The following is a 12,518-nucleotide window of genomic DNA, read 5'->3' as shown; positions in this document are numbered from 1 at the left end:
ATGCTACGAGATATCGCGTGCGAAATCTCGATTGTGCTACACGATGACCGTCCCGCATCGTTGCCTCCATGAGCAGCGTCACCGCGACCACCCCCGCCCCGGCCGGCACCGCCCCGGCATCCGCCCGCCCCCGCCTGGACTGGCGACTGCGCTTCGGGGCACTCTCGCTGATCTGGGGGTTCAGCTTCCTCCTCATCAAGGTCGGCACCCAGGGCTACGCCCCGTTCCAGGTCACCTTCGGACGGCTGGCCTTCGGTACGGCCGTCCTGGCGGTCGCCATGGCCGTACGGCGGGAGCGGCTGCCTCGCGGGGCCCGGACCTGGGGTCATCTCGCGGTCGCCGGGTTCCTGCTGAACGCGCTGCCGTTCTCGCTGTTCGCCTTCGCGGAGCTGACCATCCCGTCGACGCTGGCCGGCATCTGCAACGCGACGTCGCCGCTGTGGGGCATGGCACTGTCCCTGGTGGCGCTCTCCGAGGACCGGCCCACCCGGGTACGGGTGGCGGGGCTCGGCCTCGGCTTCCTCGGGGTGCTGACCGTGCTGGGCGCGTGGCAGGGCTTCGAGGGCCTGGACGCACGCGGCACGGCGCTGGCCCTGCTGGCCTCGCTGAGCTACCCCGTCGGCTGGATCTACGTCCGCCGCACCCTGGCGGGCAGCAGCCATTCGAACCTGTCCCTCACCGGCGGCCAGTTGCTGCTGGCCACCGTGCAACTGGCCGTCGTCACACCGCTGTTCACGACCCTGCCGACCACCCTCGCCGTCGGCCCGCTCCTGGCGATCGCCGCGCTGGGCATGCTGGGCACGGGCCTGGCCGTACTCGTCCAGTACGGCCTGGTGGCCGAAGTCGGCCCGACGACAGGCCAGATGGTCACCTACTTCGTCCCGGTGATCGCCGCGGCGGCAGGCATCACCCTCCTCGACGAACCCCTGACCTGGTCGACCCCCATAGGCGCAGCCATCGTCCTGGCAGGAGCGGCCCTGACCCAGGCCCGCCCCAAGCCCCCGGCATAACCCCCAGCCGCCGCAGCTGCGGGCAATCGTGCCGCTATGGCGGCACGGGTGGGCGATGGGGGTCCCCCCGCTCGAGCGCAGCCGAGAGTGGGGGAGGCACCCAGCGAACGCCGGGCCGCGCAACACCCCCCGCCCAGCCCCAACGCCGGGCCGGCACTCCCCACCTGCGGGCAACCACGCCGCCGCCCCCACACGGCCACCCGCCTCAGACATACGTCCGCAACGGCCCCCCACCCGGCCCCACCGCCGCAGCGATCGCCTCGGCCAACGGCCCGACCTCGTCCTCCGTGAGCGTCGAAACAGTGACCCGGATCCCCGGCGCCGCGTTCATCCGAAAGCGCGCACCGGGGGCCACCGCCCACCCCGCGTGCAACAACCGCGCGACCACCCCGGTCTCATCGGGAACCGGCACCCACACATTCATCCCGCTCCGCCCGTACGCCACGATCCCCCGCCGCCCCAGCGCCCCGATCACCCCCTCCCGACGCCCCCCGTACCGCCCGGCCACCACCCCCGGGTCCACCGCCCCCTCACTCCACAACCGCACCACCGCCCGCTGCACGATCCGGCTGACCCACCCCGGCCCCAGCCGCTGCCTTCCCCGCACCCGGTCAAGGGTGACCGCGTCCCCGGTGAGCACCGCGAGCCGCAGATCGGGCCCGTACGCCTTCGCCGTCGAACGCACGAACGCCCACGACCGCGTCGTACCGGCCAAAGCGTGCAACGGCAGATCGACGATGTGATGCCCGTGATCGTCCTCGATCAGCAGCGTCTCCGGATACTCGGCGAGCACCCCCCGCAGCACCCGCGCCCGCGCACCGCTCACCGCCGCCCCGGTCGGATTCTGCGCCCGGTCCGTGACGACCAGCGCCCGAGCCCCACCCGCCAACGCCCTGCGCACGTCCTCCGGCGACGGCCCCTCGTCATCGACCCCCACCGGCACGACCCTCAGCCCCAGCGCGGGAACCAGATCCAGCAGACTCCCCCACCCCGGATCCTCCACAGCGACCGCGTCCCCCGGCCGGAGATGCGCCACGAGCACCCGCTCCAGAGCGTCCAGCGCACCCGAGGTGACGGCGACGGGCCCGTCGGGAACCCCGTCGGCGTCCAGCTCCGCCCGCGCCAGCCGCGCCAGCCCGGGCTCCACGGGCGCGTGTCCGTACAGCACGGGCTCCCGGTCCCCCTCCTCCGCGGCCGCCGCGAACGCCCCGGCCAGCGCGGGCAGCAGCGCGGGGTCCGGGTTGCCCTCGGACAGGTTCCGCACGCCCGCCGGGACTTCCACCCGGATGAGCTCACGCGCGGTGGTGGCCGGCTTGGGCCGCACCCGGCTCCCCCGCCGGCCCGCGGTCTCGATGACCCCGCGTTCGCGCAGGGTCCGGTACGCGGCCGCGACGGTGTTCGGGTTCACCCCGAGACGCTCCGCCAACTCCCGCATGGGGGGCAGCAGTTCGCCCGGCTTCAGGGTCCCGTCCCCCACCGCGCCCTCGATGCTCGCGGAAATCTCTGCCGCACGCCGACCAGTGATCCGATACTCTCCTAGCACAAAGACAAGTATGCACTAGTGCAATGGAGAAAGCCATGCAGGGGACCCAGCCACGACGGCCCGCCTACCCGCCCACCGAGCGCACGGTCCCCACCCGCTCCCCCGACCGCGCCGCGTACGACAGGGAACGGGTGCACGCGATACTCGACGAGGGCTACGTCTGCCATCTCGGCTTCGTCCGGGACGGCGCGCCGGTGGTGCTGCCCACGCTGTACGGCCGGGTCGGCGAGCGTCTCTACGTGCACGGTTCGACCGGCTCGCGCCCGCTGCGCGCGGCGGGCCTGGCCGACCCCGGCCTCCCGGTCTGCCTCACCGTCACCCACGTCGACGGCCTGGTGCTGGCCCGCTCGGCCTTCCACCACTCGATCAACTACCGCTCCGTGGTGGTGCACGGCGTGGCGTACGACGTGACCGACGCCGAGGAGAAGCGGCAGGCCCTCGACGCCCTGGTCGACCATGTCGTACCGGGCCGCGCCGCCGACTCCCGCCCGGCGAACAGGAAGGAGCTCGCCGCCACCGCGGTGATCCGGCTGGACCTGAACGAGGTCTCCGCCAAGCTGCGCACCGGCGGCGCCAACGACGAGCCCGAGGATCTGGATCTCCCCCACTGGGCCGGCGTCGTCCCGCTGCGCAAGGGCTACGACGCCCCGCTCGCCGACCCCGGACTGGCCCCCGGCACCGCGCTGCCCGGGTACCTCGCGGCGCTGTGATGCCGGTCCACCGCTGGGACGGGCCCCGTGACGACGCCGAGTGGCAGCGGTGGCCGGCCGTGCGCGACTTCGGCCGGCGCGTGGTCGACGGTCCGCCGGGCGAGCCGCCCCTCGTCCAGCCCCTGCACTTCGCCTACGCCCCCGAGCGCGGCGAGGCGGTGACCCGTCCGGCGCGGCCCGATCCGCTCCGGCCCGCGGTCTAGGCGACCTTGGACGTCGTACCGAGCGTGGTCGACGAATACGGCTACGTCCCCGGCCCCTGACAGGCCGAGCCCGGCACTCCGGCACGGCGTCGGTGCGGGAGCGCATCGCCGCCGAGCCCGGCACTCCGGCACGGCGTCGGTGCGGGAGCGCATCGCGGCCGGGCTGGCGGAACCGGGACGGCGCGCGTGACGCTCCTGCACGCGCGCACCTCCCGCGCCGCCTGCGGGCCCGACCGCAGGGCCCTCCCGCGCGGGAGGGCCCTGCGCCGTCACGCCGGGACCGCGTCCGGCTCCTGTCCGCGGGTCCGCGCGTCCCGCGCCTCGCCCACCGCCAGTCCCGCGACCGAGCCCAGCATCAGCAGGGTGCCGGCCAGGGTGGCCGTCGTGAGCCGCTCGCCGAGCAGGGCGACCGCGAGCACCGCCGCGCTCACCGGCTCCAGCAGCATGATCACGGACACGGTGGCGGACCGTACGACGGCCGCACCGGCGAAGTAGAGACCGTAGGCGAGCGCCGTGGGCACGGAGGCGACGTACAGCAGCAGGCACAGCAGGGTGCCGGGGGCGTCGGTGTGCGGCACCAGGCCCTCGAACGCCGCGAACGGCAGCAGCACCAGGCTGGTGACGGCGAACGCACCCACGGTCGTACCGGAGGAGTCCGTACCGCCGTCGCGCCCCCACCAGCGGGTGAGCAGCGTCATCGCGGAGTATCCGGCCGCGGACAGCAGGGCGAGCAGCACGCCCCACGGAACGACGGTCGCGCCCTCACCGCCGAGGACGAGGACGACGAGTCCGGCGAGCGCGCCCACGACGGCGGCCAGCCCGCCGCGCCCCAGGCGCTCGCCCAGGGTCAGGCGCGCGCCGAGCGCGATCAGTACGGGTCCGGCGCCGAGGGTGACGACGGTCGCCACGGCGAGTCCGGTGGCGGCGACGGCCGCGAAGTAGGCGGTCTGGAAGACGGCGAGCCCGATGCCGGTGGCCCCGGCCCGCAGCGCACGCCGGCGCAGCGGCTCGGGGGCGGCGGTCCGGGCGCGCCGGGTCAGGAGCCGGGCGGTGAGCAGCAGCACCAGGCCCGCCGCACAGCGCCAGAAGGACAGGGCGACGGGCCCCATGTCGCTGGTCCGGTAGACCAGCGAGGCGGCGGCGCCGGCGGTGCCCCAGGCGGCACCGGCGACGATCAGATAGAGGAGGCCTCGCCCGACGGACAGGCCGGAGACGGTGTTCGACACGTGTTCTCTCCGCAGATGCACGCACACGCGCGTCGGCGCGGGTGCGGAAGTTCGGGAAGGGATCCCCGCTCGGGGCGAGGAGATCCGGGGACTTCGTCTGCGGGCAGCACCGTTGCGCCCGGCGGCGTGCCGGGCGGATGTACCGGAGGGCCCGCCTCAGGCGGCCGGAGGCGGCAGAACGAGTGCGCGTGCGTGCATGATCCGCACCTTAGGCGCTCGTTCCCCGCCGGGACAACTCCCGTTCCGGACCGCTGCCCGCCACCGGCTCCCCGGAGCCCTTCGCGGGGGCCGAGGACTGGGCGATGAAGGCGCCCGCGAGGACGACCGCGCCGCCCACGATCTGCGGCGCCGACAGATGCTCGCCGAGCAGGACCCAGGCGAGGACGGTGGCGATGACCGCCTCGAGGCAGGCCACGACGCCCGCGACCTGCGGCGAGAGCCGGCGCACCGAGACCACGCCGGTGACATAGGCGACGACCGTGGCGACGAGGACGATCCAGGCGAGCAGGGCGACGGCGGCGACCGGGGTGCCGTTCATCTCCGCGCTGCCGGTGAGTACGGTCCAGTCCATGGACCAGGGCCGGGCGACGACGGTGAGGACGGCGGCGCCGACCAGCAGTCCGTAGGCGATCACGCCCAGCGGATCGGGGACCTCCTCGTCGTCCCCGCCCCGGTCGGAGAGGACGAAGTAGCCGACCTGGCAGCAGGCCGCGCCGAGCGCCAGCAGCAGGCCGAGGGCGTCGAAGCCGAGGCCCGCCCACACCTCCACGACACAGGCGAGCCCGCCCACCGCCAGGACCACGCCGACCGCGGCGGCACGGGTCACGGGCCGCCGCTGCACGAACCGCACCCAGCCGAGGACGAGCGCGGGCGCCAGGTACTCGACCAGCAGGGCGACACCGACGGGGATGCGGGAGATCGCGGCGAAGTAGCAGGCCTGGACGCCTGCCACGGCGAACAGGCCGAAGCCGGCGAGCAGTCCGGGCCTGCTGCGCAGGAGTTCCCGGTGGCGCACGGCGAGCGGCAGCATCACGAGCGCCGCGCCCGCCACGCGCAGCCAGACGACGTGGAGCGGGTCGAGACCCGCCTCGATCAGCGGCTTGGCCGCCACACCGGAACCCCCGAAGGCCAGCGCGGACAGCAGCGCGAGACCGAGCCCGACGCCTTTGCGGTGGTCGTTCCGGAGACTGACAGAGGTAGGCACCGGCACATGATGACAGGCCCCGACAGGAGCGTCACCCCTTATGACACCTGTCTCACCGGCTGGACGGCGCCTCGAGCCGGGCGAACAGGTCACGGTGGTCGATTCCGGCGCGTTCGAGCACCTCGACGGCGCGCGCCCGGGGGTCCACGACGAGCGCGGCGAGCAGATCGGTCCCGCACGCCGGTCCTTCGCCGAGGCGGGCCGCGCGCTCATGGGCGTACTCCATGCACCCGGCGGCCAGGGGTGAGAGGCCGGCGGACCCGGCCACCGCGGGGAGGCCGCCCGAGTCCTCGACCGCGCCCTGCCAGCGCAGGCCGTAGCCGATGCTGCGCTGGATCAGATAGCCCAGCAGCCGGGCGATCCGGGGACCCTCGCCGAAGGCCGCTCTCACCTCGGCGTCGGATTCCAGGAGTGAGTGCAGCAGATGGGCGGTGTCGATCTGGCGGTCCCCGTCGCGGACCGCCCGGCGCCGGGCACCGGTCACCACCGCCGCCAGTGAGGCGCCGAGCCTGGCGTCGTTCTCCGCGCGGTGGAGGCCCTGCTCCTGGAGCTCCGAGGCCTGCTGGCGGGGGATACGGGGTTGCACATCCCCCACCCCATCAGTCCCGGAGGGCCGGGGCATCCCCGGCGGGACGCATCTTGACGTCCCACGGGAAGCGGACCCGGGGGGCCGGGATCTCCTCCTTGCGGAGGAGATCAGGGCGTAAACGCCCGAGGGGCGCGCGCCGGTTTGCGTCACGCCCCTCGACGGCCCTCACCAACCGGGTCAGTCCTCGTCGGCGAGGATCAGGTACAGCTTCTTGCGGGCCTCGTTGATGACGGCGAGGGCCTTGTCGCGCTGTTCCTTGCTGCCCGTCTTCCAGACCTGCCCGAAGGCTTCCATCAGGCCGAATCCGGCCTGCCGGATCTCGCTCAGCGCCTCCCAGTCGACCCCGCGCGAGGCCTCCTCCCAGGGTGCCTCGGGGCCTTCCCCGGCCGCCGTGCGGCCGGCGTCGGTGAGCGAGAACAGCTTCTTGCCGCCCTCGGACTCGCTGACGATCAGCCCCTCGTCCTCCAGCAGCTGAAGGGTGGGATAGACCGAGCCGGGGCTGGGCTTCCACGCCCCGCCGCTGCGCTCGGCGATCTCCTGGATCATCTCGTAGCCGTGCATCGGACGGTCCTTCAGCAGGGCGAGGATCGAGGCCCGTACATCACCGCGCCGCGCCCTTCCCCTCGGTCCGCCGCGCCCCCGTCCGCCCCAGGGGCCGCCGTGCCCGAAGCCCGGCCCGAAGGGGCCCCCGGGACCACCCGGGCCCCCCGGACCGAAGGGCCCGAAGGCGGCGCGCAGCCGCTCGAAGTCCCCACGTCCGCCGCGCGGGCCGCCGTGACCTTGTCCATGCTCGAAACCATGGGTACGCATCGCCACCACTCCATCCTGTCGTTGATCTGTCGCGATGCCTCAACGATATATCGGAACAGCTCGGCCGACAACCCCCTCGCCCGCCGCGTCCGGTCCACGGCCCGCACATTGGCCTTGGCCTGCGGCTTCGCGCAGGGCCTACCGTCGGGGCATGCGGATCCGAATCGTCGACGCCTTCACCGACCGGCCCTTCGCCGGCAACCCCGCCGGGGTACTGCTGCTCGATGCCTTCCCGGGCGACCCCTGGCTGCAGAACGTCGCCCTGGAGGTCAATCACGCCGAGACGGCCTTCGCCCACCCGCTCCCCGCGGGCGGCGACGCCGACTGGGCGCTGCGCTGGTTCACCCCCGTCACCGAGGTCGCGATGTGCGGCCACGCGACGCTGGCCGCGGCGCACGTCCTGCACACCACCGGCGCCCACGAGGGCCCGGTGCGGTTCGCCACGCGCAGCGGGGTCCTCGTCGCCACGCCCGGCGAGGACGGCGCTGTCGTCCTGGACTTCCCCACCGCCCCGCTCACCGCGGTCGACGTCCCGGAGGGCGTCGCGAAGGCGCTGGGCACCCGGCCGCTCACGGCGTTCGACACCGGCCCGGACATCGGGGACCTGCTGGTGGAGGTCGCCGACGAGCGGACCGTGCACGCCCTGCGGCCCGACCTCAAGGCCCTGACCGCCTACTCGGAGCGCGGTGTCATCGCCACCGCCCGCGCCGAGAACCCCGCCCTGGGCTACGACTTCGTCTCCCGCTGCTTCTTCCCGAACGTCGGCATCGACGAGGACCCGGTCACCGGCAGCGCGCACACCGCCCTGGCCCCCTACTGGTCCGAGCGCCTCGGCCGCACCGCTCTCACCGGCCTGCAGGCCTCACCGCGCTCCGGCCGCGTCCGCACGGAACTGCGGGGCGGGCGCACCCTGCTGAGCGGACGCGCGGTGACGGTCATCGAGGGCGACCTGCTGGTCTGAAGCCGGTACGGCGAAGGGGGCGTACGACGATGCCGTACGCCCCCTTCGCCGAAGCCCTACGCCGTCGGCAGCCAGTCCACCTTGCCGGCCAGCAGCGCGTATCCCACGAACGCGCCGACGTCGAGCAGTGTGTGCGCGACCACCAGCGGGCCGACGCGGCCCCAGCGCCGGTACAGGTACACGAACACCACGCCCATCACCATGTTGCCGATGAAGCCGCCGATGCCCTGGTAGAGGTGGTACGAGCCGCGCAGCACCGCGCTGCCCGCCAGCGACGCCCCCGGGCTCCAGCCCAACTGGTCCAGCCTGCGCAGCAGATAGCCGACGACGACGACCTCTTCGAGGATCGAGTTCTGCAGCGCCGAGAGGATCAGTACGGGGTACTTCCACCACACCTCGGGCAGCGCCTCCGGCACCACGGTGAGGTTGAAGCCGAGGCCGCGGACGGCCAGGTAGAACGCGATGCCGCTGCTGCCGATGACCGCCGCCACCGCCGCGCCGCGGCCGAGGTCGGCCCAGGGCCGGGTGCGGTCGAAGCCGAGGGTGCGCAGCCCCGCGCCCTCGCGCAGCAGGAAGTGTGCGACGAGCGCGACCGGGACGAGCGCCGTGGTGATCCCGAAGAGCTGCCAGGCGAGGTCCAGCCAGGGGCGGCCCGGCGCCGCCGAGGCGTTGAGAGTGGCCGCCTGGTCCTTCAGGCCGCCCGGTTCCGTGACCGAGCCGACAAAGCTGATCAGGGCCGAGACCCCGCTCGCGCCGAGCGACAGCGCGAGCACCAGAAGCGTCTCGTCGCGCAGCGTCGTCCGCGAGGGCCTCAGCTCAGGATGGGAATCGGCCCCCGGGCCCGCCTCCGCCTGCACACTGCCTCCACATCACCGATCGGTCCGATCAGTATGAGGGCAGCGGCTGTGCGCCCGGTCCGGGGGCCGGTCCGGGTCAGCCCGTCGGCACCGGCTCCGGCAGTCCCACCGGCCAGCTGTGCACCGGATCGCCCTGCCGCGTCAGCTCGCGGTAGCGGCGGGTGGTGGCGGCCAGGGCCTCCTCCCGGCTCAGACCGAGGTCCAGCGCCCGGTGGAAGGTGGCGGCCTGCCAGGTCGCGCCGTTCACCCTGCGCCGGCACCGCTCCTCGATCACCCCGAGGTACAGATCCCGGTCGGCGGGCTCGATCCCCCACGCGTCCAGCCCTGCCTCGGCGAGCGGCAGCAGTTCGTCCCGTACGAGGGTGACCGCGTCCACCTCGCCCAGTCCGCCGAGACGGCCGCGCCGGGGCCAGGTCAGGCGGGCGTCGATGCCGTACCTGCACGCGGCGTCGAAATTGGCGGCGGCCGCCTCGAAGGGCAGCCTGCTCCACACCGGCCGGCTGTCCTCGGCCAGGGCGCGCACCACACCGTAGTAGAAGGCCGCGTTGGCGATGACGTCGGTGACGGTGGGGCCGGCGGGCAGCACGCGGTTCTCCACGCGCAGGTGCGGGACGCCGTCGGCGATGCCGTAGACGGGGCGGTTCCAGCGGTAGACGGTGCCGTTGTGCAGGACGAGTTCGGCGAGGCTGGGGACGCCGCCCCGGTCCAGCACCTCGAGCGGGTCCTCGTCGTCGCAGATCGGCAGCAGGGCCGGGTAGTAGCGCAGGTTCTCCTCGAACAGGTCGAACGCCGAGGTCACCCAGCGCTCCCCGAACCAGGTGCGCGGCCGCACCCCCTGGGCCTGGAGCTCGGGCGGGCGGGTGTCGGTGGACTGCGTGAACAGCGGGGGCCTGGACTCGCGCCACAGCTCCCGGCCGAACAGGAACGGCGAGTTGGCGCCCACGGCGATCTGCGCGGCGGCGACCGCCTGCGCCGCGTTCCACACACTGGCGAAGCGCTCCGGGGTGACCTGGAGGTGCAGCTGCACCGAGGTGCACGCGGCCTCGGGGGCGATGGACTTCGACGTACAGCTCAGTCGTTCCACACCGTCGATGTCGAGGGTGAAGTCCTCACCGCGCGCGGCCACGATCTGGTCGTTGAGCAAGGCGTAGCGGTCCACGTCGGAGAGGTTCGAGGAGACCAGGTCGTCCCGGTCCAGCGTCGGCAGGATGCCGATCATCACGATCCCCGCGTCCACCTCACCGGCTTTACGGTCTGCGTACGAGAGTGAAGTGCGCAGTTCCTCGTCGAGCCGGTCGAAAACCCGCCCGCCCAATCGATGGGGTGCGATGTTCACTTCCAGATTGAACATGGCGAGTTCTGTTTGGAAGTCCCTGCTGGCGATCCGTTCGAGGACTTGCGCATTCAACATTTTCGGCATCCCGTCGGCGCCCGCGAGATTCAATTCGATCTCCAGCCCCATGAGGTTCTTGGGGCGGTCGAACCGCTTCTCCGCCAGGAGTCGCTCCAAGCCCGTCAGACAGCTGCGGAGCTTCTCGCGGTAGCGCTGGCGATCGGACAGGTCGAACTGGCCTGCCACGACCTTTTCCCCCATCGAAGGGTCCTTCCTCGCAGGGGCGTACCGAAGATCGGCCGCCGGGGTCCCGGTCCACAGGGGAGGATGCCCCGTCGATGCGATCGATAACGCCACGGAGGCGACCGTCGGCCGCTAGTCTGGTCGATGTGACCAGAGGCACATTCACGGGGCATGGCACAGAAGGCGACTTACGAGCCGTTGGTTTACTCGTGAAAAACGCCGACGAGAATGGGCCGACCGCTTCGCGGCCATTTCGCGAGGTCACCGACGTGCACCCGGTCCGGAATCGGGATTATTCTCGCTTTTCACCGGCCAGAAGTACCCTTGTTCCGGCGGTCGAAAACGGCTAGCCGAAACATAGTCTGAACGCGTGTCGTATAAACTTTGCGCACAAGGCAGAAGGTTGGCGCCCACGGTGCGAGTGATCCAGCCGGGAGGCGGCGTGCGGCAGTCCTCGCCCCCGTTCCCCGGGCTCAGCCCCCTGGCCCCCGCCTCTCTGGCCTTCGCGAGCTGACAGCGCCGTCCGCACCGCCACGCCCCGCCCTCGCACTGTGCCTTCGAATGAGAGGCGACCCACCATGCCCCTGCATGTCCCCCCGGCTCCCGCGCCCGCACTGCGTTCCGTCCTGACCGCGCTCTCCTCCCCGACCGCGGTCAGTGAGGCCCGAACTCCCTCCCTGCTCGTCGCCCAGGGACCCGCCTCACCCGAGCTGCCCCTTCCCGTCCACGTGCTGGACCGGACCACCCCCGACGCCGGGACGGCGACCCGGCTGGCCGGCTGGCGTTTCCTGATCCGCACCGGCGACCGCTCGGTGGCCGCCGCGGACACCGTGCTCACCGCCGACGGCTGGACGTTCTCCCGTTTCTTCGAAGGCCCCTACATCGCCTCCACCGAGCTCGCGCTGCGCCAGGCCGAGGCCATGCCGCAGCCGTACCAGCCCCGGCTCCTGTCGGTGCCGAGCCTCTACATGCTGACGCTGTGGCTGCACGGCGACCCCACGGCGGACGGCGCCACCGGCCACCCTGCGGCCACCGATCTGCTCGTCCCGCTCGCCCCGGCGCCGCCCGGCATCGCGGCCCACCGTCCGCACCGGTTCGGCGACCTGCTCCCGGTCCTGACCCACCGCGTGGCACCGACCCGCCTGCTCGGCTCGCCCGCCTGACGGTTCCACCGTGTGCCCCGCCGCCCGAGGAGAGCGGCGGGGCACACGCGTGTCCTGGAATGACTAGCCCCATCCGGCCACGGTGAACCACCCGAAGTGACAGTGCAGTTGCGATGAACCGCCCGCGCGGGTGACGCGTCATCAACCTGTGAGGAGCGGTGCCGCGAAATGCCTGCGGATCCTCGTCCACGGGACAACACTGGTTTCCGACCGACTTATCACAACGGGGGGCGGCCATGAACGAAGCTTCACGCCGCGGAACTGACACACCAGCCGACTCACAGGTCACCACAGAGCGAGAGATCCCACCCATGTGCCAGCACAAGCCACCGTGCCCCTCAGCCGACTCCGCCGACCGGGAATCCGCCCGTCTCGTGGCGCACCACCCGGAGCAGGGCTGGAGCCTGCTGTGCAACGGTGTCGTGTTCTTCGAGGACACCGGTGAACTCCTGCCCGACGGCAGGATCATCGCCCCGCAGCGTCCCCGGGGCGCCAGCCTGACCACCGCCTGAGGAGGACCGGGCGGCACGGGGCCCGCCCGGGCACATCCGGGGCCGGACGCGGAACCTCCGCGCACCGGCCCCGACGCGCGTCCGTGGTCGGTCACTCACCGTGGTGCGTCACTCGGGACCGGTGACCGGCCGGCCGCCCCTTCCCAGCGGCGCC

13 protein-coding genes are annotated in these 12,518 nt (G+C 72.9%); 6 read left to right on the top strand and 7 right to left on the bottom strand.

The window, feature by feature from the left end; all coding sequences use genetic code 11:
* Window positions 1-68 precede the first annotated feature (68 nt).
* Window positions 69-1,010 (top strand): DMT family transporter, encoded by a 942-nt coding sequence (locus ACGFR9_RS23690; protein ID WP_393211883.1) that lies wholly within the window; start codon window positions 69-71, stop codon window positions 1,008-1,010.
* A 205-nt stretch (window positions 1,011-1,215) separates the two neighbouring features.
* On the opposite strand, the gene ACGFR9_RS23685 is transcribed toward ACGFR9_RS23690, so the two are convergent.
* Window positions 1,216-2,553, bottom strand: coding sequence for an aminotransferase class I/II-fold pyridoxal phosphate-dependent enzyme (locus ACGFR9_RS23685; RefSeq protein WP_393211881.1), 1,338 nt, complete (start codon window positions 2,551-2,553; stop codon window positions 1,216-1,218).
* 35 nt (window positions 2,554-2,588) lie between these two features.
* Here ACGFR9_RS23685 and ACGFR9_RS23680 point away from each other — a divergent pair, with 35 nt between their 5' ends.
* Both ACGFR9_RS23680 and ACGFR9_RS23675 read left to right on the top strand, forming a co-directional pair.
* Window positions 2,589-3,263, top strand: coding sequence for a pyridoxamine 5'-phosphate oxidase family protein (locus ACGFR9_RS23680; RefSeq protein ID WP_393211879.1), 675 nt, complete (start codon window positions 2,589-2,591; stop codon window positions 3,261-3,263).
* Window positions 3,263-3,466: a hypothetical protein gene (locus tag ACGFR9_RS23675; RefSeq protein WP_393211877.1), complete on the top strand. Its 204-nt coding sequence runs from the start codon at window positions 3,263-3,265 to the stop codon at window positions 3,464-3,466. Before ACGFR9_RS23680 ends, ACGFR9_RS23675 begins: the two co-directional genes overlap by 1 nt.
* A 269-nt stretch (window positions 3,467-3,735) precedes the next feature.
* On the opposite strand, the gene ACGFR9_RS23670 is transcribed toward ACGFR9_RS23675, so the two are convergent.
* The 4 genes from ACGFR9_RS23670 to ACGFR9_RS23655 form a co-directional block, all read right to left on the bottom strand.
* Window positions 3,736-4,692, bottom strand: coding sequence for a DMT family transporter (locus ACGFR9_RS23670; RefSeq protein WP_393211875.1), 957 nt, complete (start codon window positions 4,690-4,692; stop codon window positions 3,736-3,738).
* Window positions 4,693-4,900: 208 nt separating this feature from the next.
* Window positions 4,901-5,902 (bottom strand): DMT family transporter, encoded by a 1,002-nt coding sequence (locus ACGFR9_RS23665; RefSeq protein WP_030213269.1) that lies wholly within the window; start codon window positions 5,900-5,902, stop codon window positions 4,901-4,903.
* Window positions 5,903-5,948: 46 nt separating this feature from the next.
* Window positions 5,949-6,482 (bottom strand): Clp protease N-terminal domain-containing protein, encoded by a 534-nt coding sequence (locus tag ACGFR9_RS23660; protein ID WP_030213266.1) that lies wholly within the window; start codon window positions 6,480-6,482, stop codon window positions 5,949-5,951.
* A gap of 180 nt (window positions 6,483-6,662) precedes the next feature.
* A complete protein-coding gene (locus ACGFR9_RS23655) occupies window positions 6,663-7,295 on the bottom strand; it encodes a PadR family transcriptional regulator (protein WP_393211872.1) in 633 nt (210 codons plus the stop codon).
* A gap of 151 nt (window positions 7,296-7,446) precedes the next feature.
* Between ACGFR9_RS23655 and ACGFR9_RS23650 the strand changes: the two genes are divergently transcribed.
* Window positions 7,447-8,256 carry a PhzF family phenazine biosynthesis protein gene (locus ACGFR9_RS23650; protein WP_393211870.1) on the top strand — a complete coding sequence of 270 codons (810 nt, stop codon included), beginning with the start codon at window positions 7,447-7,449 and terminating at the stop codon, window positions 8,254-8,256.
* Window positions 8,257-8,312: 56 nt separating this feature from the next.
* Here the strand turns inward: ACGFR9_RS23650 and ACGFR9_RS23645 are convergent, their stop codons facing one another.
* Window positions 8,313-9,113, bottom strand: coding sequence for a CPBP family intramembrane glutamic endopeptidase (locus ACGFR9_RS23645; RefSeq protein ID WP_393211868.1), 801 nt, complete (start codon window positions 9,111-9,113; stop codon window positions 8,313-8,315).
* Between the two features lie 76 nt (window positions 9,114-9,189).
* Window positions 9,190-10,707, bottom strand: a complete 1,518-nt coding sequence (locus ACGFR9_RS23640) for a glutamate-cysteine ligase family protein (RefSeq protein ID WP_030213257.1) — start codon at window positions 10,705-10,707, stop codon at window positions 9,190-9,192.
* A 560-nt stretch (window positions 10,708-11,267) separates the two neighbouring features.
* On the opposite strand from ACGFR9_RS23640, the gene ACGFR9_RS23635 reads away from it, so the two are divergent.
* Entirely contained in the window at window positions 11,268-11,852 is a 585-nt protein-coding gene (locus ACGFR9_RS23635) for a hypothetical protein (RefSeq protein WP_030213253.1), read from the top strand.
* A gap of 311 nt (window positions 11,853-12,163) precedes the next feature.
* Window positions 12,164-12,364 (top strand): DUF5999 family protein, encoded by a 201-nt coding sequence (locus tag ACGFR9_RS23630; RefSeq protein ID WP_030213249.1) that lies wholly within the window; start codon window positions 12,164-12,166, stop codon window positions 12,362-12,364.
* Window positions 12,365-12,518: the final 154 nt, after the last annotated feature.

It is taken from the genome of Streptomyces sp. NPDC048584 (assembly GCF_043199595.1).
GTDB lineage: Bacteria > Actinomycetota > Actinomycetes > Streptomycetales > Streptomycetaceae > Streptomyces > Streptomyces edwardsiae.
Note: the sequence above shows the minus strand (reverse complement) of the source record. Positions and strands in the feature narration are given on the sequence as shown.

Coding starts and splice junctions, on each gene's coding strand:
- ACGFR9_RS23680 (WP_393211879.1), top strand. CDS start 2,589: ATGCAGGGGACCCAGCCACGACGGCCCGCCTACCCGCCCACCGAGCGC.
- ACGFR9_RS23630 (WP_030213249.1), top strand. CDS start 12,164: ATGTGCCAGCACAAGCCACCGTGCCCCTCAGCCGACTCCGCCGACCGG.
- ACGFR9_RS23675 (WP_393211877.1), top strand. CDS start 3,263: ATGCCGGTCCACCGCTGGGACGGGCCCCGTGACGACGCCGAGTGGCAG.
- ACGFR9_RS23650 (WP_393211870.1), top strand. CDS start 7,447: ATGCGGATCCGAATCGTCGACGCCTTCACCGACCGGCCCTTCGCCGGC.
- ACGFR9_RS23635 (WP_030213253.1), top strand. CDS start 11,268: ATGCCCCTGCATGTCCCCCCGGCTCCCGCGCCCGCACTGCGTTCCGTC.
- ACGFR9_RS23640 (WP_030213257.1), bottom strand. CDS start 10,707: ATGGGGGAAAAGGTCGTGGCAGGCCAGTTCGACCTGTCCGATCGCCAG.
- ACGFR9_RS23690 (WP_393211883.1), top strand. CDS start 69: ATGAGCAGCGTCACCGCGACCACCCCCGCCCCGGCCGGCACCGCCCCG.
- ACGFR9_RS23655 (WP_393211872.1), bottom strand. CDS start 7,295: ATGCGTACCCATGGTTTCGAGCATGGACAAGGTCACGGCGGCCCGCGC.